Origin of the sequence: Actinomyces wuliandei (assembly GCF_004010955.1) — a bacterium.
Lineage (GTDB): Bacteria > Actinomycetota > Actinomycetes > Actinomycetales > Actinomycetaceae > Actinomyces > Actinomyces wuliandei.
The window spans coordinates 2,432,551-2,457,289 of the sequence record NZ_CP025227.1 but is presented as its reverse complement, the minus strand read 5'-3'; the positions used below and the strand labels follow the sequence as shown (position 1 = coordinate 2,457,289).

The 24,739-nt window shown below is 70.1% G+C and carries 20 protein-coding genes; 15 read left to right on the top strand and 5 right to left on the bottom strand.

The features are described 5' to 3' along the window. The first annotated feature begins 4 nt into the window (after positions 1–4). From CWS50_RS10165 to pstB, 5 genes are all read left to right on the top strand, one after another. Positions 5–1,117, top strand: a complete 1,113-nt coding sequence (locus CWS50_RS10165; protein WP_127842701.1) for an NUDIX hydrolase — start codon at positions 5–7, stop codon at positions 1,115–1,117. Positions 1,118–1,734: 617 nt separating this feature from the next. Further along, positions 1,735–2,826 carry a phosphate ABC transporter substrate-binding protein PstS gene (locus CWS50_RS10160; RefSeq protein ID WP_243118292.1) on the top strand — a complete coding sequence of 364 codons (1,092 nt, stop codon included), beginning with the start codon at positions 1,735–1,737 and terminating at the stop codon, positions 2,824–2,826. A 51-nt stretch (positions 2,827–2,877) separates the two neighbouring features. Next, positions 2,878–3,906, top strand: coding sequence for a phosphate ABC transporter permease subunit PstC (gene pstC, locus CWS50_RS10155; RefSeq protein WP_127842700.1), 1,029 nt, complete (start codon positions 2,878–2,880; stop codon positions 3,904–3,906). Further along, complete coding sequence (pstA, locus tag CWS50_RS10150) at positions 3,903–5,102, top strand: phosphate ABC transporter permease PstA (RefSeq protein WP_127842699.1); 1,200 nt, start codon at positions 3,903–3,905, stop codon at positions 5,100–5,102. The genes pstC and pstA overlap by 4 nt, the downstream gene beginning before the upstream one ends. 114 nt (positions 5,103–5,216) lie before the next feature. Beyond that, positions 5,217–5,996 carry a phosphate ABC transporter ATP-binding protein PstB gene (pstB, locus tag CWS50_RS10145; protein ID WP_127842698.1) on the top strand — a complete coding sequence of 260 codons (780 nt, stop codon included), beginning with the start codon at positions 5,217–5,219 and terminating at the stop codon, positions 5,994–5,996. Positions 5,997–6,343: 347 nt separating this feature from the next. Here the strand turns inward: pstB and CWS50_RS10140 are convergent, their stop codons facing one another. After that, a complete protein-coding gene (locus tag CWS50_RS10140; RefSeq protein ID WP_127842697.1) occupies positions 6,344–7,021 on the bottom strand; it encodes a response regulator transcription factor in 678 nt (225 codons plus the stop codon). A 132-nt stretch (positions 7,022–7,153) separates the two neighbouring features. On the opposite strand from CWS50_RS10140, the gene CWS50_RS10135 reads away from it, so the two are divergent. The 7 genes from CWS50_RS10135 (at position 7,154) to CWS50_RS10105 (ending at position 13,747) form a co-directional block, all read left to right on the top strand. Continuing rightward, on the top strand, positions 7,154–8,110 hold the full coding sequence (locus CWS50_RS10135; protein WP_243118291.1) for a hypothetical protein: 957 nt from the start codon (positions 7,154–7,156) through the stop codon (positions 8,108–8,110). A 68-nt stretch (positions 8,111–8,178) separates the two neighbouring features. Next, on the top strand, positions 8,179–8,805 hold the full coding sequence (locus CWS50_RS10130; protein WP_127842696.1) for a heme-binding beta-barrel domain-containing protein: 627 nt from the start codon (positions 8,179–8,181) through the stop codon (positions 8,803–8,805). Then, positions 8,805–10,175, top strand: coding sequence for a CAF17-like 4Fe-4S cluster assembly/insertion protein YgfZ (ygfZ, locus tag CWS50_RS10125; RefSeq protein ID WP_127842695.1), 1,371 nt, complete (start codon positions 8,805–8,807; stop codon positions 10,173–10,175). The genes CWS50_RS10130 and ygfZ overlap by 1 nt, the downstream gene beginning before the upstream one ends. 293 nt (positions 10,176–10,468) lie before the next feature. Further along, positions 10,469–10,876 carry a DUF2516 family protein gene (locus tag CWS50_RS10120; protein ID WP_306821240.1) on the top strand — a complete coding sequence of 136 codons (408 nt, stop codon included), beginning with the start codon at positions 10,469–10,471 and terminating at the stop codon, positions 10,874–10,876. Continuing rightward, positions 10,876–11,343 carry a D-aminoacyl-tRNA deacylase gene (gene dtd / locus CWS50_RS10115; RefSeq protein WP_127842694.1) on the top strand — a complete coding sequence of 156 codons (468 nt, stop codon included), beginning with the start codon at positions 10,876–10,878 and terminating at the stop codon, positions 11,341–11,343. The genes CWS50_RS10120 and dtd overlap by 1 nt, the downstream gene beginning before the upstream one ends. After that, positions 11,340–11,999, top strand: coding sequence for a 4'-phosphopantetheinyl transferase family protein (locus CWS50_RS10110; RefSeq protein WP_243118290.1), 660 nt, complete (start codon positions 11,340–11,342; stop codon positions 11,997–11,999). The genes dtd and CWS50_RS10110 overlap by 4 nt, the downstream gene beginning before the upstream one ends. Positions 12,000–12,778: 779 nt before the next feature. Beyond that, on the top strand, positions 12,779–13,747 hold the full coding sequence (locus CWS50_RS10105; RefSeq protein WP_127842693.1) for an ApeI family dehydratase: 969 nt from the start codon (positions 12,779–12,781) through the stop codon (positions 13,745–13,747). A 64-nt stretch (positions 13,748–13,811) separates the two neighbouring features. On the opposite strand, the gene CWS50_RS10100 is transcribed toward CWS50_RS10105, so the two are convergent. Then, the gene (locus CWS50_RS10100) at positions 13,812–14,438 is read right to left on the bottom strand and encodes a TetR/AcrR family transcriptional regulator (RefSeq protein WP_127842692.1); all 627 of its coding nucleotides are present in this window, start codon (positions 14,436–14,438) and stop codon (positions 13,812–13,814) included. A gap of 273 nt (positions 14,439–14,711) precedes the next feature. On the opposite strand from CWS50_RS10100, the gene CWS50_RS13610 reads away from it, so the two are divergent. Continuing rightward, positions 14,712–14,945, top strand: a complete 234-nt coding sequence (locus CWS50_RS13610; RefSeq protein WP_243118289.1) for an MDR/zinc-dependent alcohol dehydrogenase-like family protein — start codon at positions 14,712–14,714, stop codon at positions 14,943–14,945. A 155-nt stretch (positions 14,946–15,100) separates the two neighbouring features. Continuing rightward, positions 15,101–15,655 (top strand): zinc-binding dehydrogenase, encoded by a 555-nt coding sequence (locus CWS50_RS13605; protein ID WP_243118288.1) that lies wholly within the window; start codon positions 15,101–15,103, stop codon positions 15,653–15,655. Between the two features lie 194 nt (positions 15,656–15,849). Here the strand turns inward: CWS50_RS13605 and betT are convergent, their stop codons facing one another. From betT to CWS50_RS10080, 3 genes are all read right to left on the bottom strand, one after another. Next, positions 15,850–17,838, bottom strand: coding sequence for a choline BCCT transporter BetT (gene betT / locus CWS50_RS10090; protein WP_243118287.1), 1,989 nt, complete (start codon positions 17,836–17,838; stop codon positions 15,850–15,852). Positions 17,839–17,969: 131 nt separating this feature from the next. Beyond that, positions 17,970–19,739: a choline dehydrogenase gene (betA, locus tag CWS50_RS10085; protein WP_127842691.1), complete on the bottom strand. Its 1,770-nt coding sequence runs from the start codon at positions 19,737–19,739 to the stop codon at positions 17,970–17,972. Between the two features lie 173 nt (positions 19,740–19,912). Further along, positions 19,913–21,442, bottom strand: a complete 1,530-nt coding sequence (locus CWS50_RS10080) for an aldehyde dehydrogenase family protein (protein ID WP_243118286.1) — start codon at positions 21,440–21,442, stop codon at positions 19,913–19,915. Positions 21,443–22,099: 657 nt separating this feature from the next. Between CWS50_RS10080 and CWS50_RS10075 the strand changes: the two genes are divergently transcribed. Continuing rightward, positions 22,100–24,697, top strand: a complete 2,598-nt coding sequence (locus CWS50_RS10075) for an ATP-dependent Clp protease ATP-binding subunit (protein WP_127842689.1) — start codon at positions 22,100–22,102, stop codon at positions 24,695–24,697. Positions 24,698–24,739: the final 42 nt, after the last annotated feature.

Sequence of the window (24,739 nt, the reverse complement as noted above, 5' to 3'; positions counted from 1 at the left end):
CGTCATGAGCAGCGAGAAGGCGCCGGGGAAGAAGACCGGGATCAAGAGTGAGAAGAAGGGGGGAGGCAAAGCTGGCAAGGCTGGGAGCAGCGCCGGGGGGAAGGCCGGGAAGAGCAGTAAGGCTGCGGTCCGTGCGGCCGGGGCGCTGGTGTGGCGTGAGAGGCGTGGGCGCCTGGAGGTCCTGGTGGTGCACCGTCCCCGCTACGACGACTGGTCCTTCCCCAAGGGGAAGGTCGATCCGGGTGAGTCGGTGCGCACCTGCGCAGTGCGGGAGGTCGCTGAGGAGACCGGGTGTCACGTGGTGCTGGGCCAGCCGCTGACGACTGTGCGCTACCGCCTGGGTGACGGCACGCGCAAGCAGGTCAGCTACTGGGCGGCCCGCCTGCCGCCTGAGGGCTCGGCGGCGCTGAGAGCGCGTGCGGCGGTGGAGCTCGCCTCGCGCAGGGAGATCGACGACGTGCGGTGGATGGGCCTCAAGGCGGCCCGCAGGCACCTGACCCACGCCCGGGACCGGGACCTGCTGGGTGAGCTGGTGGACCTGTGGGAGGACGGCAAGCTGGACACCTGGACGCTGGTCCTGGTGCGTCACGCGCGGGCAGTCAAGCGCTCGGTGTGGAACCGGCCTCGCAAGCGCGACACGGAGACTGACGAGGCCACTCGCCCCTTGACCCGTGACCAGGGTGAGGGCCGGGCGCAGGCACTGGTGCCGATCCTGTCTGCCTATGGGGTGGCGCGGGTCATCACTAGCCCGTGGAGGCGCTGCGCGGACACCGTGGCCCCCTACGCCTGGGCAGCCGGGCTGGAGGCGGAGCAGGTGGGCTCGCTCACCGAGGCCGCGCATGCCGACAAGCCCAAGGCGGTACGCACGGTAGTGACCCACGAGCTGCGCCACCCGGAGGCGCCGGTCGCCCTGTGCACCCACCGCCCGGTCCTGCCCACCGTCATGGACGTGGTGGCGCAGGTGGCGCCGGGTCGGCTGCTGCGCTCTGTGCCTGACCGGGACCCCTGGCTCAAGACCGGGGAGATCCTGGTGGTGCACCTGGCCCGCCGCCCCCGGGGCAAGGTGCGGGCGGTGGCGATCGAGAAGCAGCGTCCCGTCCTGTCCGAGGGGCGGTAGCCCCCGTGTCGTCTCCCTGTCCTTCGGGGAAGGTGTGGTCGGGCGCCGGTACCCCGTGTCGTCATCTCACGACAGCCTCGCGTGCGTCCCGGTAGGAGGACAGCAGACGAGGGTAGACGGGGACAGACGAGGACACTGTCCGTGGACGGCTGGAAGGCGAGCCCTGCTCCGGCCTCGGCCCGTGAGGGCCGGTTTCCGGCTCCCGGGTACGTCGTGCGATGCCCCGGGGCTGGTGTCGCGTACCCCGACCTCGCATACCGCCCTGGCGGTCGCTGGCGGTCGCTGGCGGTTGCTGGCGGTCGCTGGTGGTGGCTGTGCCGCGCCGGACAGGTTGTTAGCTTGGTGTTTGCCTGTGGCACCCGAAGCGCTCACCCGGGAGGCGTACCGTGACAGCCAGTCGTGCGAGCCCTGGCTGCGCCTGACAGCGGACCGGGTCTCCACCAGGCCCCCGGGGTGGGGGCACTGGAAAGGCGCGGTACGACGTAGCAGACGGTGGAAAGGCCGGGAAGGAGAGCCAGGCAGAAGAGGGCCGGACAGGAAAGACCAGGCGGGAAGATAGAGACGGAAAGACCAGGTGGCACCACGGTGAGACACAAGACGAGACAAGGACGGTTCCTGTGCTCCTTCCACGCGGCTGCCTGACACGCCGCTCCCTGGGTGCGCTCAGTGCCGCGAGTGCCGCCTCGGTGGCCGTGCTGGCGGCCTGCGGGCGCGACGCGGGCGCCCCTGCCCCCGGCGGCTCCTCCGACCTGGAGGGAGGGATCCGGGGGGCGGGGGCCACGTCCCAGTCCACCGCCCAGGAGGCCTGGATGAACGGCTTCATGGACGCCAACCTCCGGGCCTTCGTCGACTACGCGGGGGGTGGCTCCGGGGCGGGGCGCACCAAGCTTGCCGCCGGTGCCGTGGACTTCGCCGGCTCCGACGTGGCGGTGGACGACGCCGAGATCTCCGGACTGGGTGGTGTCGTCGAGCTGCCCCTGTACGTCTCCCCGATCGCGCTCGTCTACAACCTGCCCGGCCTGGACGGCACCGACCACGTCAGCATGACCGGCGAGGTCCTCGCCCGTGTCCTGGCCGGGACGATCACCTCCTGGAGGGACCCGGCCCTCGTCGCCCTCAATGAGGGGACCGACCTGCCTGACCTCGGCATCACTGTGGTGCACCGCTCCGACGACTCCGGGACCACCAGGACCCTCACCGACTACCTCAGCGCTGCCGCGCCGCAGGCGTGGCCCTACGGCGGCTCCGAGACCTGGCCCCTGGAGGGGCAGTCCGGGGACGGGACCTCCGGGGTGGTCCAGACAGTCTCCGCGGCTCCCGGCACGATCGGCTACGCCGACGCCTCCAAGGTCCCCGGCTCCCTGGGGACGGTGGCGGTGGGCGTGCCCGGGGACTTTGCCGTCTGCTCCAGCGAGGCCGCCGCCGCGACCCTGTCCTCCTCAGAGCTCGTCGAGAGCGGTGACGGTGCAAGGCTGGCCTACTCCCTGAACTATGACGCGCCGGGCGCCTACCCTCTCGTCCTGGTGTCCTACCTGCTCGCCCGTCAGGACTACGAGGACGCCGGCACCGCTGCTGTGGTCAGGGCCTACCTCAGCTACGCGGTCTCCGCGGAGGGGCAGGACCTGGCCGCCCTGCGGGCCGGGTGCGTCCCGGTCCCGCAGCCCCTGCGCTCCAGGGCGGCCTCCGCCATCGCCATGATCTCCCCCTGAGACCCTCACGGCACAGGCACGCACACAGCGGACGTACACGGAAGGTCATCAGTGGACACCTACCCCACCCCCTCCCCGGCCTCTCAGGGCGCCAGCGCCTCCGAGGCTGCCGTGATCCGTCCCGGCCGGGCACCGGGACGGGCCGGGAACAGCGTCTTCACCGCCCTGTCCTACGGCGCCGGTGTCCTCATCATGGGCCTGCTCGCCCTGGTCACGGCCTTCCTGGTCTACCGGGCGCTGCCAGCCCTCACCGCCTCCGCGCAGGAGCTGGAGGGTGTCTCCTTCATGCGGGGGCGGGACCTGTGGGGGTACGTGGCTCCCCTGGTGTTCGGCACACTCCTGTCCTCCCTCCTGGCCCTGGCGGTGGCGGTGCCCCTGAGCATCGGGGTCGCCCTGTTCATCTCTCACTTCGCCCCCCGGCGCCTGGCCCAGGGGCTGGGCTACCTGGTGGACCTGCTGGCTGCCGTCCCCTCGGTGGTCTTCGGCCTGTGGGGCTTTCTGTGGCTGATGCCCCTGCTGGACCCCTTCTACACCTGGCTGAGCGACGGCGTCCTCGGCTCTGTCCCCCTCTTCTCCGGCTACACGGCGCCCGCCAGGAACATCCTGACCGCCTCCCTGGTCCTGGCGGTCATGGTCCTGCCGATCATCACCGCCACGGTGCGTGAGGTCTTCCTCCAGACCCCGACCCTCCACCAGGAGGCCTCCCTGGCGCTGGGGGCGACCCGTTACGAGATGATCCGCCAGGCGGTCCTTCCCTACGCCCGCTCCGGCATCGTCTCAGCCTCCATGCTGGGGCTGGGGCGCGCCCTGGGGGAGACCATGGCGGTCCTCATGATCATGTCCCCGGGCATGACAACCAGCCTCCACCTCCTCCAGGCAGGGCGGCACCAGACCATCGCGGCCAACATCGCCTCGCAGTTCCGTGAGGCCTTCGGACTGAGCGTCGACGTCCTCATCGCCACCGGCCTGGTCCTGTTCGTCATCACCTTCGCGGTCAACTCCCTGGCCCGCTGGGTCGTCGCGCGGCGTGGTGCTGCCTACGGGGGCGTGAGCAGGACAGGAAGGCGGAGGCGGGCATGACCAGGAGCAGCCGTACCAGCAGCGGAACCGGCAGGACCAGATCGACGGCGCTGGCGGCCTGGGCTGCGGCTGCCCGAGCCGGCCGGGCCGCCCGGACCACCTCGGGCGGTGGCGTCTCGGGCGGTGGCGCGCCGCCTGCTCACGACCCTCTGGCCGACCCGCCCAGCATTGAGGGCGTGCCGCTGACCTCCTACCGCCTGCCCCGGGGGTTCCTCTGGGCGGCCCTGGGGGCTGCCTTTGTCCTTGCCGGTGGCGTCGGCCTGGCGGCGGGGTGGTCGCCTGCCGTCGTCCTGGTCGTGACGGCCGCGACCTGGCTGGTGACGGCCACTGCCGTCTCCTGGGTCACGGAGGGGGAGCGGTGGGGACGTGACACCCTCATGACGGTCCTGGTCTACCTGGCCTTCGCCGCCGTCATGGTCCCGCTGGTCTCCCTGGTGTGGATGGCGGTCCTCGGCGGGGCGCAGCGCTTCGGCCCGGAGTTCCTGCTGACCAACATGCGCGGGGCTCAGGAGGGCAACGGAGGCTTCTACCACGGTATCGTCGGCACCCTGGAGATCACGGCGATCGCCTCGGCCATCTCGGTGCCGCTGGGGCTGCTGACCGCCGTCTTCCTGGTGGAGTACGACGGCGGGTGGGTGGCCAGGGCTGTCACCTTCCTCGTGGACGTCATGACCGGGGTCCCCTCGATCGTGGCGGGACTGTTCTCCTACTCCCTGTTCCTGCTGCTGGCTGGTCCCCGCTACCAGGCGGGTGTGATCGGGGCGGTGGCCCTGAGCGTGCTCATGACCCCGGTCATCGTGCGCGGGGTGGAGGAGATGCTCAAGCTGGTCCCCAACGACCTGCGGGAGGCCTCCTACGCGCTGGGGGTGCCCAAGTGGCTGACCATCATCAAGGTGGTCCTGCGCACTGCGGCCGCCGGCATCACTACCTCGGTCATGCTGGCGGTCGCCCGGGTCATCGGTGAGACCGCCCCCCTGCTCATCACCGTGGGCCTGACGATCCGCACCAACGCCAACCCGGTGGAGGGGTCCATGGCGACCCTGCCGGTCCTCGTCTACGACCAGTACGCCCGGGGGGAGGCCGCGACCATGGAACGGGCCTGGGCCGGGGCGCTGACCCTCATCGTCATCGTCATGCTGCTCAACCTGGCAGCCCGGCTGGTCGCCTGGCGCTTCAGCCCCAGGGGGCGCAGGTGAGCGGCGTCCGAGGTGCTGGGCCGCACCCTGACGTCAGCCCTCGGGGGCGCAGACGGGCGGCAGCCTGGGCCGCGACCGTCCTGGACCACCCTGGAAGCACTGGAAGGAGCTGACGTGTCCAAGCGGATCGACGTCATCAACGAGAGCATTTACTACGGTGACGTGCTGGCCGTCAAGGACGTCAATGTCCGCATCGAGCCACGCACGGTCACCGCCCTCATCGGCCCCTCCGGGTGCGGGAAGTCGACGTTCCTGCGCACGCTCAACCGGATGCACGAGGTCATCCCCGGTGCGCGTGTGGAGGGCCAGGTCGTCGTCGACGGCGTCAACCTCTACGACCCCGGCGTGGACGCCGTCCAGGTGCGTCGTGCTATCGGCATGGTGTTCCAGCGTCCCAACCCCTTCCCCACGATGTCTATCGCGGAGAACGTCCTGGCGGGTGTGCGCCTGAACAACCGCAGGCTCAGGAAGGCCGAGGCCGAGGAGCTGGTCGAGTCCTCCCTGCGTGGCGCCAACCTGTGGGACGAGGTCAAGGACCGCCTGGACCGTCCCGGCGCCGGCCTGTCCGGCGGGCAGCAGCAGCGCCTGTGCATCGCGCGCGCGATCGCGGTCAGGCCCTCCGTCCTGCTCATGGACGAGCCCTGCTCCGCGCTGGACCCGATCTCCACCCTGGCAGTGGAGGACCTCATCGCCGAGCTCAAGAGCGACTACACGATCGTCATCGTCACCCACAACATGCAGCAGGCCTCGCGCGTGTCGGACATGACCGGGTTCTTCAACCTGGAGGCCACCGGGCGGCCTGGCCAGCTGGTGGAGTTCGACGCCACCGCCAAGGTCTTCTCCGCCCCGTCCCAGAAGGCCACGGAGGACTACATCTCCGGCCGCTTCGGCTGAGGCGCTCGCGTCCCTGGCGGCACGGGCAGAGCCCACCGGCAGGGGTGGCTGCCAGGGGCAGGGCTACAAGAGAGGACGCCGGGCCGGAGAGCGCCAGTCGGCGCGAGTGCCGCTCGTGGCGGCTTGAGTTGGAGCCCGGGGCCCGTCACGACCCGGCGTCGTGCCCCAGCATACAGGGTGCTGGCAGCGGCCAGCGCCCCGACGTGTCGCGGGACCTGCCTCAAGGCGCCGGAGCGAGGTCGGGTGGCGCGTCGTGAGTGAGTGCCTCAAGACGCTCAGGGTGCCGAGGACGCGCGGGCGCAGCGGCAGGCGGGCTGCCGGGTCGCGCTAGGAGGGCTGTAGGAGGACTAGGAGCCCTGCTCCTGCGGGGCGTCCAGACGGTAGCCGACGTTGCGCACGGTTCCGATGAGGTGGTCGTGGTCCGTGCCGAGCTTGGCACGCAGGCGCCGGATGTGGACGTCAACCGTGCGTGAGCCGCCGATGTAGTCCTCACCCCACACCTCGTCCAGGAGCGTCTCACGAGTGAGGACCCGGCCGTGGTTGGCTGCCAGGAACTTCAGCAGCTCGAACTCCTTGTAGGTGAGGTCCAGGATGGAGCCGTGCAGCCTGGCGGTGTAGGCCGTCACGTCGATGGCCAGGTCGCCGACCTCGATAAGGGCGTCGTTGACCCGCTCGACGAGGGGGACGTGAGCGTGCAGGAGCCGCAGGCGGGCTGACACCTCGGCCGGTCCCGCGCTAGGCATGACAAAGTCCGCGCTGCCCCAGTCGCTCTGGAGGGCGGCGGCCCCGCCCTCCTCCAGGACGAGCATGACAGGCGGGCACTCCATGGGGCCGGTCAGGAGCTGGCAGAGGGCTCGTGCCCGGGTCAGGTCGCCGCGGGCGTCGATCATGACCACGTCGGCGGAGTCGACTGCCACGTAGGAGGCGGGGACGGGTGGGAGGCACTCGACCTGGGGGTCGAGGAAGGCTGCCGCCGGGAGGACGTCAGAGGCGTCTGTCTCGCGGGTGAACATGATGATCCGCACGGCGGTCTCCTTTCTGGCCTCAGGTCCCCGGCCCGGTCCGGGCCTCCTGCGGCTCGGCAGCCGTGCCTGGGCACCCTGGCCCGGAGCCAGTCAACCACATGTCAGGGTGCCTGATGTGGCACGATGCGTTTCGTGAGCACCCACCACGGACCCTCCCGACCGGATGCGCGGCCCTGGCACGAGGGCGGGAACGAGCCCCCTACGGCGCCGCCGTGGTCTGAGAACCCGGGCCTCCCCCCTGAGGAGGACGGCGCCGCCTACGCCATGCGGCTTGACGCCCACGCTCCCACCGAGCCCGGCCTCGTGGACCCGGCGTGGACGCGGCTGGCCTTCGCGGGCCTGGTGCCTGTGCTCCTGGCCGTGAGCGCGGTCCTGCCGCCGTGGGTGCGCCTGGTGCTCGTCCTGCTGCTGGTGCCGGCTGCCGCGCAGGGCTGGTCGGCCCTGGTGCGTGCCCAGCACGACCGCGGTGCCACGGTCGTGCTGACAGCCTGCGGCTGCCTGGCGGCGGTCCTGGTGTTCCTGCGTCATGACCTCGGTGCGGCGGGCCTGGTCATGGCCGGGTCGGTCCTGGCGGCCTTTGTGGCCCAGATCTGCCGTCGCGACGGCCGTCCCCACCTGGTGGAGGACCTGTCCTCGACCGTGTCCGGGTGCCTGGTGGTGGTCTCCGGCTCGGCATGGTGCGCCCTGGAAGCCGGGGTGGCGGACCCTGCGGTGACGGTTCCCACCTGCCTGGCCCTGTTCGTCGGGGCGGTGCTGACGGTCCTGGAGGTGCGGGCCACCGTCCTGGAGCTGCTCACCGTCACCGTCCCGGTGCTCACGGCGGGTGTGGCCGGGGGACTGCTGGCCTCGGCCGGCTTCTTCGGCGTGACCCACACGGGAACTGCGGCCGCGCTGCAGAGCGCTGCTGCCTGCGTCATCGTCGGCTTCGTGGCGGGTGTGCTCATGGCAGCGGGCAACCGGGTGCTGTGGACCCACCGCTGGGTCCCGGGAGGCCGGGCCGCCGTGGCCTCCGCGCTGGTGCCCGTCCTGGCAGTGGGGGTGCCGGTGTACGCCATCGCCAGGCTCATGGGCGGCTTTATCGCGGGGTGAGGGGCCGCTGGACCACTGGCTGCTGCCGGGGGATGAGCTGTGCCGACGGCCTGTCGTAGGCTGAGGCCATGGCGTTCACCTTTCCTGACGGCCTCGCACCCGAGCTCTACCCGCTGGCCTGGCTGGTCGGCACCTGGCGCGGCTACGGTGTCCTCACCTATGGTGAGACCGTTCCTGAGCAGGCCGTCTACCAGGAGATGGTCTTCGACCACGACGGCGGCCCCTACCTGCGTCAGCTCACGACGATCTGGACGGTGGACGCCACCCGCAGCCAGGACCTCGACTTCGAGGTGCCCGGGCTGGAGGGGTCGGGTCTCCTGGCCCCCGCCCAGGTGTGGTCCACCGAGACCGCCTACTGGCGTCCGGTGACCCAGGAGGAGCCGGACCCTGAGGACGCCGACGACACTGGCACCCGCGCCCCTGTCACCCGCCTGGAGATGGTCTCCGCCGACCCCGCCGGGCACGTCGCCGTCTGGGAGGGCTGGATCCAGGGGCCGCGGGCGCAGGTCGCCTCCCAGGCGGTGGGACGGTCGCGCACTGCGGCGGCGCTGACCCAGATGTCACGTATGGTCGGGCTCGTCGGCGGGGACCTCATGTGGACCCAGGACATGGCCGCCTTCGGTGTCGAGGAGCTGACCACCTACGCGTCCGGCCGTCTGGGCAGGGTGGCGGAGCCTCAAGAGGGGACCTCCTGATGCTGCCCTCGCCGCTGCTGAGCCGTCCCGGTGCCGTCGCCGGGCCCGAGGGGGACCCGGACTCGACCGTGCCCGCCCACTACGGGGACCCGCTGCGCGAGCAGGTCGCCCTGGCCGACGGGCACGCGCTGAGCGCCCTGGCCCGTGACGTCGTGGCGGTGACCGGTCTCGACCGCCTGAGCTGGCTGACCACTCTGTCCAGCCAGGTGCTGACCGGTCTGGCCCCCGGTGACGGCGGGGCCGAGGCCCTGCTCATGGACGCCCAGGGGCACATCACCCACGCTCTGGCGGCTCTTGACGACGGCCAGCGCCTTCTCCTGGTGACCGAGGCCGGGCGCGGCGAGGACCTGGCGGGCTTCCTGGAGTCGATGCGGTTCATGCTCCGGGTCGAGGTGCGGGTGGCCGAGGAGCTGGCCGTGCTGGGTGCTCTGGGAGGCGGTGTGGCCCGCCTGGAGGAGGCCGCCCGGCCGGGGCACTGGCTGGGCACCTGGCGTGATCCCTGGCCGGGGGTGGTCGAGGGCGGGACCAGCTACGACGTCGGCCTGGAGGGGCGTCCGCACCCCGGTGCCGGGTACCAGGCGGGCTGGGTGGTTGTTCCTGCCGGTGACGTCCCCGAGGTGGTGCGCGCCTGGGAGCGCGGACGGGGCGGGGACGTCACCGGGCAGGCAGCCGCGGAGGCTGTCGGCCAGAGCGGCTCAGCCGGCAGGGCGCAGGGCGGGGGGCACGTGGTCGCCAGGAGAGTCCTGGCGGGCTCCCTGGCCTGGGAGGCGCTGCGGGTGGAGGCGGGGCGTCCGCGCCAGGCGCGTGAGGTCGACGCCCGCACCATCCCTCACGAGCTGGACTGGCTGCGTACCGCCGTGCACCTGACCAAGGGCTGCTACCCGGGCCAGGAGACGGTGGCACGCACCCTCAACTTGGGGCGGCCTCCGCGCCGCCTGACTGTCCTCCAGCTCGACGGCCTGGGCGGAGAGCTGCCCGCCCCCGGTGCGGCGGTGCACCTGGGGGAGCGTGCCGTGGGGGCGGTGACCTCGGTGGCGCGCCACCACGAGCTGGGGCCGGTGGCGCTGGCCCTGCTGCGCCGGGGGGTGCCGGTGGATGAGCCGCTGACGGTGGCGGTGACCGAGGCCGACCAGACCGAGGCCGACCAGGAGGAGGCAGACCAGGAAGCCGGCCAGGGTGGCAGGCAGGGTGCCGGGCACCCTGGGAGCCGGCCGGAGGAGCCGCGTGAGGTGGGGCGGGTCGCGGCTGCCCAGGAGCCCCTGGTCTCCCCCGAGGGGCGTGCTCAGGCCAGCCCCGCCGAGCGTCCCGGGGCCAGGTTGCGGGGTGCCGGGACGCGCGGGACGGATCTGCCTCGGCGCCCGGCGCGGTGAGGGACGTGCTGCGCGGTGAGGGACGTGCTGAAGGATCGCACTGAGAGATCTACGAGAAGTCGCGTGAGAGGACGCGCTGGGCCGGGCGGCGCTGATGCGACCGGGCTCCGCCGGAGGGCGCGTGGGAGGAGGCACGGGCTCGGACGGGATGACCCGCACTGCCACCGTGCCGGGGCCTGTGGTATCCAGGAGGCTCGGGCGGGATGACCTGTCTGGGCCGACCGGGCTCCGCTGGGAGAGGACAGCCCTGACCGCCCTGACGGCTGGCGCGGGCTGGAAGGTAGACTGTCGATGTGGATGCGCTGGCGATGACTGCGACCTACCTGGAGCAGGCTGTCTTCTGGATCTGGAGGCTCAGCCAGCTCGCCGCTGTCCTCCTGGGCGTGTGGGCACTCGTTGACGCCCTCACGCACGACCCCTCCCACTTTGTGGCTGCGGGCAAGCGCACCAAGGGGTTCTGGGCCGGGGTCAACGCCGCTGGCCTCGGTGTCCTCCTTCTCATGGGTGCTGCTTCTATGCTGGGGCTGCTGGGGGTCGTGGCCAGCGCGGTGTACCTGGCTGACGTCCGCCCCGCCCTGCGCCCCTACTCCCCGGTGCGGGTGCGCTCCTCCGTCCGTATCCCGGGGCGGGCACGGCAGAAGCGGCCGGGAGGCCAGTGGGGTGGTGGGCGCGGTCCTCGCGACTGGCGCCCGGGACGCTGATGCGCGCCGTGCTCCAGCGCGTCAGGCGCGCTGCCGTACGGGTTGACGGTGAGGTGGTTGGTGAGGTCACCAGGCCGGGGCTCATGGTCCTGGTGGGGGTGACCCACGAGGACGGCCCCGCCCAGGCGGGTGTCATCGGCCGCAAGATCGCGGACCTGCGGCTGCTGGAGAGCGGCGTGGAGGGTGACGGTGTGGCGGGTGCGTCCGGCCCCGAGCGCTCTGTGGCCGACCTGGGTGCTCCGGTGCTTGTCGTCTCCCAGTTCACCCTCTACGGGGACACGCGCAAGGGACGGCGTCCTACCTGGAACCGGGCCGCTCCCGCCGAGGTGGCCCAGCCGCTGGTGGAGGCGGTGGTGGCTGACCTGCGCGCTCGCGGCCTGGAGGTCGCGACTGGTCGGTTCGGTGCGCACATGGAGATTGACATGGTTGCCGACGGCCCTGTGACGCTCCTGGTGGAGGCGCAGTGACCCGTGAGGCGGACCTGCTGGATCGCGTGGTGCCGCCCTGTGTCGTGGTCTGCGAGGTGGGGGACGACGTCGAGGAGCCGCTTTTCCCCGCAGAGGAGAGGCACATTGCCAGGGCGGTCGCCAGGCGGCGCGCTGAGTTCACCACGGTGCGTTACTGTGCCCGTCAGGCGCTGCGGGGCCTGGGGCGGCAGCGTCCGGTCATGGTGCCGGGTGACCAGGGCGAACCGACCTGGCCTGACGGGGTGGTAGGTGCCCTGACCCACTGCGAGGGCTACCGGGCGGCGGCTGTCGCGCGGTCGCAGGAGGTGGCCTCCCTCGGCATCGACGCTGAGCCCAACGGTCCGCTGCCCTCAGGCGTCCTGGGCATCGTGGCCTCTGCCGCAGAGCGTGACCACCTGCGAGCCGTGTCCGCCCAGCGTCCCGGGATCGCCTTTGACCGCCTGCTGTTCAGTGTCAAGGAGAGCGTGTACAAGGCGTGGTTCCCCCTGGAGCGCTGCTGGCTGGGATTCGACGACGTCGAGGTGCGTATCGAGCCCTGGGGTGGCTTCCAGGCCCGTCTGCTGGCTGCTGCGGTGCCGTGGCACAGCGTGAGGGGGGCGTGGGTGTGCAGCGGGAGCCATGTCGCCAGTGTCGTGGTCGTTCCTGCCACCTGCTAGACGTACCGGGTGCCGGGTGGGCAGCCGGGTTGCACATCTTCGGGGTGGTGGTCGCATGGGGCAGGGGCCGACTCATCCATCGTAGCTGGGGGTGATTCTGGGATCCGCGTGCTTCTGCGGGTCACGCCGGGGCCGGTGAGCGGGGCGCGGAGGGTCCCTCGCTGCACAGAGTCCATGATGTGCAGCGGCCTGCCTGGTGCACATCATGGGGCTGGTCGTGGCACGTGGTCTGGGGGCGGCTGAGCCGTCTTCCGCAGAAGTACGACGAGTCCGGTGTCTCGTTGTCCCAGTGGCGCTGCAGACAACTGGCCGAAGATGTGCAGCTCGTCCAGCGGCCCTGCTCCTGTCCTTCCCGGGTCGTCCCGGCAGGCGCCCCGGCGTGCCTTGTGGCGGTCCCGACCCTCGCGGGCGGCTCCGGACGGGCGCCGAACCCCTCCGGCGGGCACCTGAGACGAGTCTCGCCGTGTGGTTGACTCGCTGCGACGCTGGTTGCTAGGCTTTTCTTGTTATCGCATAGCATAGAAATAAGGCGCTGGCCGTTCGAGGAGCACGTCCTGTACGTCATGCAGGGACGTATGCTGAGACCGCCGGATGATGCTGTCTGGGTGCCTACCGCGTGTAGCGGGTCTCGGGCGGTCCGGTGCCACTCACGAGGGCTAATACCATGAAAAAGATATACTGGCTACGGCTGCTGTGCCCGCAGCAGCGGTTGGACCTGGGTGCGTGGCGTCCAGGAGCCGCCCTGCGAGCAGCATCTGTGACGCGATGCGGAGGATCCTGTGAGTAGCGTGGTTCCAGCCGGACCAGTTGGGCAGAGCGGGCGGCTGCCTTCCCCGGTGGGGGCTCCCGCGCTCGTGGAGGAGGGTGAGGAGGGCTTCACAGCTGTCCAGCACGCCCCTGCCAGCTCTCCTTACCAGGACGGACACTACCCGGGTGCCCCGGTGTATCCCGGGATATTTCTCATAGAGACGGCCTTCAGGGCGTCCTGCCTTTACCTGGAGCGCCATGGTGGTGGTCGGATCAGCCTGGCTGAGGTCAGGAGGGCGCGCTTCTCCGCCCCCGGGTTTCCCGGGGACTCGTTCACGGTACAGGCTGGTGTGCGTCGGCTGTCCGCCTCCTGCTGGGAGGTCAGGGCGCAGTGCCTGCGGTCGGGTGACGGCCAGCGCCTGGCAGTCCTGGTGCTTCGCCTCCAGGACTCAGAGGCCCCGGACGAGGGGGACGGGGAGGCTGCGACGGTAGCTGGAGGGACGGGCAGGACGGCCGAGGTGCCGGCCTGCAGGGAGGCGGCCGGTGACTGCGATATTCAGTCCCTCATCCCGCACCGGGGCGAGATGCTCCTCCTGTCGGAGGTCCTCGGTATTGAGACGGGCCGGACGGCGTGGGCGACCCACCGCGTCAGCGCTGACGAGCCCTGCTTCTGCGGCACCTGCCCGGAGGTCTCCTCGGGCTTCCTCCCCTGGCCGCGGACCCTGATGACCGAGTTCATCGGCCAGGCTGCGGTACTGCTGTGCTCTTACAGCAGCGGCAGGGGGGCTGACAGCCCCCCACCCCTGTTCACGCGGGCCAGGGGCATCAGGTTCCTGGGTGACGCCTGCCCCGGGGACACGGTCTCCGCCCAGGTGGAGGCTGACCACATCGGCAGTCCTGCAGCTCTGCTCCGAGCCAGGGCCTGGGTGGGCGACAGGCTCGTGTGCGAGATCGACCAGGCCATGATCGTCTACAGTGACATCAGCGGCATTGAGGGCTAGCGGCCGTGGGCTGGCGACAGCGGCGCCGAGGGATGACGCCGAGGGTGCTCGGCCCTCAACACCCTCAGGCGGAGGGGCAGGAGGCGGGGCTGGGGCGGGGAGGCAGGCCGATCAGGAGGAGGAGCTGGTCGGTGAGCTGGTCGGTGATCCTGTCCACGTTCTTCTCGTTGAGCAGGTAGAGGCGGACGTAGGGGACGCCCAGCAGGGTGGCGTGGAACTCGTTGATGTTGGCAGGGTGGGGGACCGGCTCGTTGAGGGCGGAGGAGATGGCGTCGTGCGCCCTCCTGATCAGGACGGTCTCCATGGAGGCGCGGAGCTTGGGGTTGCCCGCCATTTCTGCCAGGAGCCCCGGGATGACCGCCAGGCCGACGGGGGAGGCGATCATCGCCACAGTGCTCTCCGCGAGCTGCCTGATGCTGTCCTGGACGCTGTGGGGGTCACTGGCGGTCTGGTCGTCCTCGTCCTGCGCCGTGGGGTGGAGGATGAGGTCGAAGACCATCTCCGCCTTGGAGCCCCACCGGCGGTAGATGGTGGTCTTGGCGACTCCGGACTCCTGTGCGACCCTCTCGATAGTCAGTGCCGTGTAGCCGTGCTGGACCACAAGGTCCCTGACGGCAGTCGCCAGCTGTGCATCGGTGTGGGCGCGTCGTGAGGCGTAGTGGCCGGTCCGGCGTGGCTCTACGGAGTCCATGGTGGTGGGGTCCTCCTTGTGGTCATGAACAGTGCTGCGGCGCCTCGCTGGTGCGTGTGACACGTCGTGGTCGCCGCTGGCGCACAGTCCTGGGAGAAAGTCAGGGTACTACAGCGCTGCCACCCCGGTGGGGCAGCCCCTGCGCTGCCCGCTGAGGCGGGGGCGGACCCGTCCGCGACTCCGACCCGACACGGTGCCGTGCGCTCAAGAAGCCCTGAGCCTGCCAGCAAGATGCTACGATACGTTTCGTAAACGTCGTCTGAGGAGGACTCGATGGGCGAGAACCAGATGTGGGCCGTTCAGTTCCGCCGCTACGGCGGACCCGAGGTGATGGAAGTGGGGCAAGCGGCTGTGCCGACTCCCTCGGCTGCGCAGGTGCTGGTCGAGGTGGCTGCGTTCAGCCTTAATCAGCTGGACCTGGACGGCCGGGCCGGGAGGATGCGACCCATGATGGGCTTCGGCTTCCCCAAGGGCTCGGGGGTGGACTTTGTCGGCAGGGTCGTGTAGGGCGGTGGGCGACGGCGACCTGGTGTGGGGCTACACCGGCCTGAGGCCACCGGGGCGGGCCGCGGCTGCGGCCCAGTACGTGGCGACTGGCGCCGACCAGGTAGCCAGGGCGCCCAGGAGCGTGCCCCCCGGGCGAGACTGCCGCGCTCCCGCTGGTGGGGCTGACCGCCCTGCGGGCGCTGCGGGCGCTGCGCGTGGGCAGCGGCAAGCAGGTCCTGGTCGTCGGGGGCAATGGTGGGGTTGGCTCGACCACTATCCAGGTGGCTCGCCTGCTCGGTGCCGAGGTGGACGCGGTGGTTGGTCGGCAGGGCCAGGCGGCTGAGCAGGCTGGTGCGAGGCAGATCTACAACTACCACTCTGGTGGGCCGGAGCAGATCACCAGGAAGTACGACGCTGTTGTCAATGCTGCGGGAGCCAGCATGCTTGCCTGCAGGAGGACGACCGCCCGTGGGGGCGAGGTCATGGCGCTGTCCCCGGCGGCGATACCGCTGGTCGCCTTCTCCATGGTCAGCCCTGGTGCCAGGATCAGGATGATGTCCGCCAAGTCTCCTCCTGAGGACCTGGTGTGGCTGGCCGACCGTGTTGACGACGGTTCGCTCGTCCCGATTGTTGACACGACCTACGAGCTCAAGGACGTCGCCCGGATGCACAAGGACGCGGAGGCGAGGTCGGCCTGCGGAAAGCGTGTCGTCGTCGTGGGGCAGCACTGAGCGTGCCCGGGGGCAGGCCAGGAAGCAGGAGAGCGGCTCGCCTCGCTGCGGCGTGCACTGAGCGTGCCCGGGGTGGGCAGCGCAGGGGGTCTTCACGCCCCCACGGGAGCGTCAGCGTGGCGGCGTCCCGGCGGGCGCTGGTGGACGGTGGTCCCGGCAGACGCGCGGAGGCGTCATCAGTGGGTCGGTCGGTGTCACGCCGCCTCTTGGGGCGGGGACTCCCTGGAGGCGGCCACCAGCTCGTAGCGCTCGTAGTGGTCGAGCACGTCGTTGCAGATCTGGTTTCCCTCGTAGGGGTAGATGCTGTAGCTCAGCCCCTCCCCGAGCGCCACCTCCAGGTGGATCATCGTGTCCTCCGCCCTGATCGTGCGGGCGCCGTGGGACGTGGCCCGTGAGCGGCGGATCTGGACCGGGTAGATGAAGTCCTCGCCGTCCTCGTCCTGTGACAGCGCCTCCAGCTGGACACGCTTGGAGACGTCGTCCTGCAGCCCGTCGTGGACCTCACGCACGACGGCGGGGACCCCACGCTCTTGGAGGGCGGCGGCGACCTCGTCCAGGGCCGGGCGGATGACGTTTTGGAGGCGCTGCTCGGCCTGGCGGGGGGACACCGAGCCCAGCGACAGTGACAGCCGGCGCCGCCATGACCCCACTGAGACTGAGACTGTGGGCTCGGGACTTGTCCACTGCACGGCGAAGGAGCGGTAGACCGCCTGCTCGTGCAGCTGCTCCTGGTGCAGTGCCCGGTTGAGGCCCACCATGACGAGCACCAGGACGATGGCGAAGGGGACCGCCATAATGATTGTGGCGCTCTGCAGGGCCGTGATGCCACCGACCAGGAGCATGCCGACTGTCAGCGCCCCCGTGACCGCCGCCCACAGGATGCGCAGCGACGGGCGCGCGTCGGTGTCGGCTGTGGGCAGCTCGCTGCACAGGTTTGCCATGACCAGTGCGCCGGAGTCGGCGGAGGTGACGTAGAACAGCAGCCCCACCAGCGTCGACAGCGCCACCAGGACGGGTGTCCCTGGGATCGTCGTCAGCAGCGCAAAGAACCCCTGCTCCGGGGAGGCCTCCACGGTCTGCCCGAACGCGGAGTCCCCGTCCATGATCCGCTTCACCGCGGTGTTGCCGAAGACCGAGACCCACATGATGATGTAGGAGAACGGGATCACCAGGGTGCCCAGCACGAACTGGCCGATCGTGCGCCCCTTGGAGATCCGGGCCAGGAACATGCCCACGAATGACGCCCAGGCTATCCACCACGCCCAGAAGAAGAGTGTCCACGACCGCATCCACTCACTCGGGTAGCTGTAGGCCATCGTGTCCAGGGTCATCCCGGGGAACATGGTGACGAAGTCACCGATGTTCATCACCATGGCGCGCAGCAGGAACGTGGTGCTACTGGTGACCAGCGCCCACGCGGCCAGGACGACCGCCAGGGCGACGTTGAGCTGGGACAGGAGGCGCACCCCTTTGTCGACACCGGTGGTCGCCGAGACGGTGGCCAGGACGACCGCCAGGACGACCAGGGCCGTCTGGGCGCCCAGCCCCTGGGGCACCCCGACCAGGATGCCCAGGCCCACGTTGAGCATGACCACGCCGATACCCAGTGAGGTCGCGACACCGAAGATGGTGCCGATCACCGTGGCGATGTCGATCGCGTGCCCGACAGGTCCCCGGACCCGCCTGCCGAAAAGGGGCGCGAGGACCGAGCGGACCGCCAGTGGCGCCTTCTTGCGGTGGGCGACGTAGCCCAGGGCGAGTCCCATGAGGGCGTACATGCCCCAGCCTGTGATGCCGTAGTGGTAGATGGTCCACACGGTTGACTGGCGTGCGGCCTCTACTGTCTCGCCGACGACCTGGGGCGGGGAGAGGAACTGCGTGGCTGGCTCGGCGACGGCGTAGAACATGAGGTCTGTGCCGATGCCAGCCGCGAACAGCATGGCCGCCCAGGAGAAGGTGGAGTACCGGGGGCGGTCGTGGTCGCTCCCCAGCCGGACGCCGGGGTAGCGGAAGCCCAGGTAGACGACGAAGACCAGCGCCGCGCTGGCGAGGGTGATGTAGAACCAGCCGAGGTGGTCGGCGGCCCACACCACGGCCGTGTCGAGGACCCTGCCTGCCGAGGTGGGCGTCGTCAGGAACCAGGTGGCCATGAGCCCGGTGACCAGCAGGGAGGTGACAAGCACGGGCCGCTTGACGGGTGGCAGGCTGTCCTGGACGGCTGTCTGCCGGGCAGCCCGGGCTGGTTGTCGTGGTGTCTGGTTGGCTCCGTCTTTGTCGCTGTCTCCCGGCTTTTCTGTCTTCCGGCCCGCCTCCGTCACTGGGCACCCCCGGTATGGCGGGCTAAGACAGGGTGCTGGGCCTCAGCCTGCGCGGCGCTGGGGAGCTCTGTGGGGGTGTCCCAGCTGTTGTTGCGCGGGTCCCCGGGCGGGTAGGCCGGCATTGAGCCGTCGGCCCTGAAGACTGGGGCGTGCTCGGGTGCCAGCGGGGTGCTGCCGGTGATGAGGTCGGCCGCCTTCTCCGCCACCATCATGACCGGCGCGTAGATGTTGGCGTTGGTGATGGTCGGGAAGACCGAGGCGTCGACGACACGCAGCCCCTGGGTGCCGTGGACCCGCATGGACGAGGGGTCGACGACAGACATGTTGTCGGTGCCCATCTTTGCCGAGCACGAGGGGTGCAGGGCGGTCTCGGCGTCCTGCGCGACCCAGCGGAGGATCTCCTCGTCGGAGGAGACCTCGGGACCGGGGGAGATCTCCCCGGCGTCGAAGGGAGCGAGGGCGGGCTGGGCCAGGATGTGGCGGGCGGCACGCACCACCTCGACCCACTCGCGGCGGTCGCGCTCGGTAGACAGGTAGTTGAACAGGATGGACGGGCGCACGCCGGCGTCGGGGCTCGTGATGTGGATGTGGCCACGCACGTCGGAGTTCATCGGCCCGATGTGCACCTGGTACCCGTGCTTGGAGGCTGGGGCAGAGCCGTCGTAGCGCACCGCGATGGGCAGGAAGTGGAACTGCAGGTTCGGGTAGGCCACCTCGTCGTTGGTGCGGATGAAGCCCCCTCCCTCGAAGTGGTTGGAGGCCCCCACGCCCGAGTCCAGGAGCAGCCACTGGGCACCGATGTAGGGTGCCTTCCACATCCTCAGCCACGGGGCGATCGAGACCGGCTGGAGGCACTCGTGCTGGAGGTAGACCTCCAGGTGGTCCTGCAGGTTCTCTCCGACACCCGGCAGCTCGACGTGTGGCCGCACGCCTGCGGCACGCAGCACCTGCGGGTCACCCACCCCGGACAGCTCCAGCAGCCGGGGGCTGTTGAACGCGCCGCCGCAGAGGATGACCTCGCCAGCCTCCACGTGGTGGTACCTGCCCAGCCGACGGAAGTTGACGCCAGTCACGCGAGTGCCGTTCCACGTCAGCCGTGTCACGTACGCGAGGGTGGTGACGTCAAGGTTCCTGCGGTAGCGGACTGGGCGCAGGTAGGCCCGTGCCGCGCTCCAGCGGGAGCCGTGGTTGGTGTTGCGGTCGAAGGGCGCGAAACCCTCCTGACGGTAGCCGTTGACGTCGTCGGTGCGCGCGTACCCGGCTTGGACCGCCGCCTCGAAGAAGGCCTGGAACAGTGGTGAGGTGGCAGGCCCGCGGTCCAGGTGGAGCGGGCCGGCCCCTCCACGCCAGGCGTTGGCGCCGGCCTGGCGGGTCTCCATGCGCTTGAAGTAAGGCAGGCAGTGCGCGTAGTCCCACGTCTCCATCCCCGGGCTGGCGGCCCAGCGGTCGTAGTCGCCTGGGTTGCCGCGCTGGAAGATCATGCCGTTGATTGACGACGAGCCGCCGAGGACCTTGCCCCGGGCGTGCTTGACGCGGCGTCCCCCCATGTGGGGCTCAGGGTCCGTCTCGTAGGCCCAGTCGTAGAGGGGGTTGCCAGCCGGGAACATCAGTGCGGCCGGCATGTGCACGAGGGGGTCGACGAGGAAGTCGGCGCGGCCGGCCTCCAGGACGAGGACGGAGGTGGAGGGGTCTGCCGACAGGCGGTTGGCCAGGGCCGAGCCGGCTGAGCCTCCTCCGACAATGACATAGTCGTAGCGGTTCTTCACGTGGGCCTCTCTTTCTTCGGTGGTCTTCTGCTTCCTGGTGGTCTTCGTGGGCTGGCTGCCCTGCCGCCCGACGCGCAACGCCGCTGCGGCAGCGTGGCGGGGTGGTCTTCGTGGCCTGGCTACCCTGCCGCCTGACCTTTCTGCGCGTCTCCTCCGCGAGGTGCTGGTGGGGGTCATCCTGTTGCCGAGGGGTCGGTGAACCACCCGGCCCGTGCCGGCCGGAGGTTGTGCCAGATGTGCTTGTGCTCCTGGTACTCGGCCAGGCCTGCGACTCCCAGCTCGCGGCCGACCCCGGACTGCTTCATGCCGCCCCACTCGGCCTGCGGCACGTAGGGGTGGTAGTCATTGATCCAGATCGTCCCGTGGCGCAGCCTCCGGGCCACGCGCTCGGCGCGCCCGGCGTTGTCGGTCCACACCGCGCCCGCGAGCCCGTAGACGGTGTCGTTGGCGATGGCCACTGCGGCGTCCTCGGCCTCCTGGGGCGCGGACCCGCTGAAGGTCTCCACGGTGAGGACGGGGCCGAAGGACTCCTCGTGCACGCAGGCCATCTCGGAGGTGCAGCCGTCCAGGATCGTCGGTGGGTAGTACCAGCCCGACCCCAGCCTCGCACCGCTGGGACGCTGCCCGCCGCAGCGCAGGACAGCGCCCTCGGCCACGGCCAGGGCCACGTACTGCTCCACCTTGTCGCGGTGGTCCTGGCTGATGAGCGGCCCGGTCTCCGCGTCAGGGTCGAAGGGGCCTCCCAGGCGGATGGCCTCAGCCCGCCGGACGAGCTCATCGACCACCCGGTCGTGGACCGACTCCTCAACCACCAGCCGTGCACCCGCCGAGCAGACCTGGCCGGAGTCGAGGAAGACGGCCGTGAGCGCGTTGTCGATCGCGGCGTCCAGGTTGGCGTCGGCGAAGACGACGTTCGGGTTCTTGCCGCCCAGCTCCAGTGCCACCCGCTTGACGGTGCCGGAGGCGGAGGCCATGATCGACCGCCCGGTCTCCAGCCCGCCGGTGAAGGACACCAGGTCGACGTCAGGCGACTGCGTGAGGACCGGTCCCACGGCCCCGCCAGAGCCCAGCACCAGGTTGGCCACACCGTCGGGCAGGCCGAGCTCGGTAAGTGTGCGGCACAGCCACACGGCGGTCTGGGGTGTGAGCGCCGCTGGCTTGAGGACGAAGGTGTTGCCCGCCGCGAGCGCGGGCGCGACCTTCCAGGCTGTCTGGAGCAACGGGTAGTTCCACGGGGTGATCAGTGCGCACACGCCGACGGGCTCGGTGACCACGCGGCTGGCGACGTCGGGCACGCCGGCGTCGACCACCCGGCCGGCCTCTTGCTGGGCGAGGGAGGCGAAGTGGCGGAACACGGCCACGATGTCGGCCATGTCGACAAGGCTCTCCACATGGCGCTTGCCGGTGTCCAGTGACTCCAGACGGGCCACCGCGTCTGACTCCGTCTCGAGCCTGTCGGCCAGGGCGGTCAGGAGCCTGGCGCGTTGGGGGGACGGGGTGCCAGGCCAGGGGCCGTGGTCGAAGGCGTGACGGGCTGCGGCCACGGCAGCCCGGGCGTCCTCGACGGTGGCCTCAGCGGCCTGCGCCACCTGCGTCCCGTCGGCCGGGCACAGGATGGACCGGGTGCCTCCGTCTGACGCGGCTCTCCACTGGCCACCGATGAGCAGCTGGTTGACGACTGTCTCCTGAGTCTCTTGAGTCACGGTTGCTCCCTTGTCTGATTGGGTGTCTGGGCATTGCTGTGCCTGTAGGGCTGGTGGTGCCGGTGGACGTCGAGGTGCTGATGAGGTCGTGGATCTGGTGAGGCTGCTCGTGGCCAGGTCCTTCTGGGTGGCCCTTCCGCTGTGCAGTTGTCGTGCGTGATCGGGGCCGGGGAGCCGCAGTGGCTGGCAGGGCTCGGGGTCCCGGTGGTGACGAAGTGATTTCATCCTAACGGCGATAGGTGTTGAATGCAGGAGTTAGGCGTCGTCATGGACTATGTCGAGGATATTTATACGGTTGTGCGCGAGTGTTGGGGTCACGTGTGGACGATTGCGTGTACTGTCTGGGTGGCCTGTTGTGCGGCCGTGTCCGGCCGCCAGGTGGGCTGGTGGGGCGGGGTGTGAATTTCTCTGGATTTTGCCGGTGTGTTGCGGCTATCAAGGCCGGACGGCAGGTCTGGTCCGGGATCCCGTATTCCTGAGCCACCCTGACTCAACCTTGCCTCACGCCTACCGCGAACAGGGGCATGTGCCCCTGTCCGTCCTGGTTAGCCTTGTCAGCACGTGCCCAAGCGCCCTCTGCTCCCAGGCGCTCCGCCACCTGGCTTCCTGAGACGCAGGAGGGTGCCGCACCGAGCACGTGCCGAGGAGGAACCACTGATGTTTGAACGCTTTACCGACCGTGCCCGCCGCGTCGTCGTCCTGGCCCAGGACGAGGCCCGGGCGCTCAACCACAACTACATCGGCACCGAGCACCTCCTTCTTGGCCTCATCCACGAGGGCGAGGGGGTGGCTGCCAAGGCTCTGGAGTCCATGGACATCTCCCTGGACGCCGTGCGTGCACAGGTGGTGGAGATCATCGGCGAGGGGCAGTCGGCTCCCACCGGCCACATCCCCTTCACCCCCCGGGGCAAGAAGGTCTTCGAGCTGTCCATGCGCGAGGCGCTCCAGCTCGGCCACAACTACATCGGCACCGAGCACCTGCTCCTGGGCCTGCTGCGCGAGGGGGAGGGGGTCGCCGCACAGGTGCTGACCAACCTGGGTGGGGACCTCTCCAGCGTCCGCCAGACCGTGCTGCAGATGCTGTCGGGCTACGAGGGCAAGGAGACCGTCAACGCGGGCGGCCCCTCCAAGGAGGGCACGCCCTCGGGAAGCGCCATCCTGGACCAGTTCGGACGCAACCTGACTGCGGCGGCCCGTGAGGGCAAGCTGGACCCGGTCATCGGGCGCTACAAGGAGATGGAGCGGGTCATGCAGATCCTCTCCCGCCGCACCAAGAACAACCCCGTCCTCATCGGGGAGCCCGGCGTGGGCAAGACGGCCGTCGTGGAGGGGCTGAGCCAGGCTATCGTCCACGGCGACGTCCCTGAGTCGCTGCGGGACAAGCAGCTCTACTCCCTGGACATGGGCTCCCTGGTCGCAGGCTCGCGCTACCGTGGTGATTTCGAGGAGAGGCTCAAGAAGGTCCTCAAGGAGGTGCGTACCCGTGGGGACATCGTCCTGTTCATCGACGAGATCCACACCCTGGTAGGGGCGGGGGCAGCCGAGGGTGCCGTGGACGCCGCCAGCATCCTCAAGCCCATGCTGGCCCGTGGTGAGCTCCAGACCATCGGTGCCACCACCCTGGAGGAGTACCGCAAGATCGAGAAGGACGCCGCTCTGGAGCGTCGCTTCCAGCCGGTGACCGTGGATCAGCCGAGCATTGAGGAGACGGTCGGCATCCTCACCGGGCTGCGCGACCGTTACGAGGCATTCCACCGCGTGGTCATCACCGACGACGCTATCGAGGCTGCTGCCAAGCTCTCCGAGCGCTACATCAACGACCGCTTCCTGCCGGACAAGGCTATCGACCTGGTGGACGAGGCTGGCGCGCGCCTGCGCATCCGTCGCATGACCGCGCCCCAGGAGCTGCGTGACATCGACGAGAAGATCGCCGAGGTCAAGCGGGAGAAGGAGTCGGCGATCGACGACCAGGACTTCGAGCGGGCCGCGTCCCTGCGTGACGACGAGCACCGTCTGGCCGAGGAGCGCGCCTCCCGGGAGAAGGCCTGGCGCTCCGGCGACCTGGACCAGGTCGCCGAGGTCGACGAGAACCTCATCGCTGAGGTCCTGGCCATGTCCACCGGCATCCCCGTGGTCAAGCTGACCGAGGCCGAGTCCGCCAAGCTCCTCAACATGGAGGCCGAGCTGCACAAGCGCATCGTCGGTCAGAACAAGGCGATCGAGGCCCTGTCCAAGTCGATCCGGCGCACCCGAGCGGGCCTGAAGGACCCCAAGCGTCCCGGCGGCTCCTTCATCTTCGCCGGTCCCACCGGCGTGGGCAAGACGGAGCTGGCCAAGGCGCTGGCGGAGTTCCTCTTCGACGACGAGGACGCCCTCATCCAGCTGGACATGTCTGAGTTCGCCGAGAAGCACACCGTCTCGCGCCTCTTTGGGGCGCCTCCCGGCTACGTCGGCTATGACGAGGGCGGGCAGCTGACCGAGAAGGTGCGGCGTCGTCCCTTCTCCGTGGTGCTGTTCGACGAGGTGGAGAAAGCCCACCCCGACATCTTCAACTCGCTGCTGCAGATCCTGGAGGACGGGCACCTCACCGACGCCCAGGGGCGCGTGGTGGACTTCAAGAACACCGTCATCATCATGACCACGAACCTGGGCAGCAAGGACATCGGCAAGTCGGTGGCCACCGGCTTCCAGTCCACCCAGTCCGGTGCCATGGACTACGAGGAGATGAAGGCCCACGTCAACCGCGAGCTCAAGCAGCAGTTCCGGCCCGAGTTCCTCAACCGCGTGGATGACCTCATCGTCTTCCCGCAGCTGACCAAGGAGGAGGTCCGCCAGATCGTCGACCTCATGATCACCCGCCTGGCGGGTCGCCTGGCCGAGCAGGAGATGACCATCGAGCTGACCGATGCCGCCAAGGAGCTCCTGGCCGAGCGCGGCTTCGACCCCGTCCTGGGTGCCCGGCCCCTGCGCCGTGCCATCCAGCGTGACATTGAGGACGCCCTGAGCGAGAAGATCCTCTTCGGGGAGATCGAGCGCGGCCAGAAGGTGGTGGTCGACGCCGAGGGCGAGTCGATCCTCGGGGAGTTCATCTTCCGTGGCGTGCCCTGGACCCCGGCCGAGCGTGAGGCGGCTGCCGTGCGTGAGGCGGAGAAGATCGCCTCCTCCGCAGGGTCAGCGGGTACTCCTGTGGGGGCGCCGAGGACGCCCGTGGGTGGTGGGGAGGGCGCCGCGCCGGCTCCCGGGGGTGCCTACTGAGGCACCCTGTGCTTGCTGTGGGCACTCACGGCTCGGACGGAC

Bases quoted from the DNA above. Each gene is read 5' to 3' on its own strand.
- pstA (WP_127842699.1), top strand. From the start codon at position 3,903: ATGACCAGGAGCAGCCGTACCAGCAGCGGAACCGGCAGGACCAGATCG.
- CWS50_RS10100 (WP_127842692.1), bottom strand. From the start codon at position 14,438: ATGGACTCCGTAGAGCCACGCCGGACCGGCCACTACGCCTCACGACGC.
- ygfZ (WP_127842695.1), top strand. From the start codon at position 8,805: ATGCTGCCCTCGCCGCTGCTGAGCCGTCCCGGTGCCGTCGCCGGGCCC.
- dtd (WP_127842694.1), top strand. From the start codon at position 10,876: ATGCGCGCCGTGCTCCAGCGCGTCAGGCGCGCTGCCGTACGGGTTGAC.
- CWS50_RS10130 (WP_127842696.1), top strand. From the start codon at position 8,179: ATGGCGTTCACCTTTCCTGACGGCCTCGCACCCGAGCTCTACCCGCTG.
- CWS50_RS13610 (WP_243118289.1), top strand. From the start codon at position 14,712: ATGGGCGAGAACCAGATGTGGGCCGTTCAGTTCCGCCGCTACGGCGGA.
- CWS50_RS10165 (WP_127842701.1), top strand. From the start codon at position 5: ATGAGCAGCGAGAAGGCGCCGGGGAAGAAGACCGGGATCAAGAGTGAG.
- CWS50_RS10075 (WP_127842689.1), top strand. From the start codon at position 22,100: ATGTTTGAACGCTTTACCGACCGTGCCCGCCGCGTCGTCGTCCTGGCC.